The organism is Porphyromonas uenonis 60-3 (assembly GCF_000174775.1).
In the GTDB taxonomy this organism is placed as follows: Bacteria; Bacteroidota; Bacteroidia; order Bacteroidales; family Porphyromonadaceae; genus Porphyromonas; species Porphyromonas uenonis_A.
This window is the reverse complement of sequence record NZ_ACLR01000046.1, coordinates 1-541: the sequence shown is the minus strand read 5'-3', so window position 1 is coordinate 541 and position 541 is coordinate 1. Positions and strand designations below refer to the sequence as shown.

Below are 541 nucleotides of genomic sequence, written 5' to 3'. Positions count from 1 at the left end.
CGCTGTGTTATAGAGAGCAATCGTTTGCGAGAGGATCTCTCGAACTTCTTCTATGGGTTTGTCCTCAAAGTTGTAGAGCCAGTCGTTCTTGATGATCCCGTTAAGTCGCTCTGCCATAGCGTTGTGGAGAGGGTTGCCTGTCTGGGTGACGCTGGTTACGATGCCTAGGCTGGCCTCGTAGTCGGTCATCTGCTTGGAGACGTATTGACAGCCTCGGTCGCTATGGAAGATGAGTCCTTTGAGGTCAAAGCCATGCTTTTGGTAGAAGTCAACGGTCTGTTTTAGTGCGTTGTAGGGGCCCTCTGTGGAGAGCGTGGGCTGCAGGTCAAAGCCGGTGATGATGCGGCTATAAGCATCCATCGTCAGGGAGAGATATGCGAAGCCCCCTAAACACTTGACGTAGGTTATGTCTGAGACGGTGAGCCGGCAATGGTCGGTGGCGATGTACTTAGGGGTGGTGTTCAGGTGGTCTTGGAAGCCGTGATTGACTACTCCTTTGGTCGTCTGGGGTGGACGCTTGCGCTTGCGACTTCTCAGCAGC

1 protein-coding gene is annotated in these 541 nt (G+C 53.6%); it reads right to left on the bottom strand.

From position 1 onward, the window contains the following. Positions 1 to 541 (bottom strand): DDE-type integrase/transposase/recombinase (locus tag PORUE0001_RS01380; protein ID WP_007364659.1); only part of this gene is annotated, 541 nt, incomplete at both ends.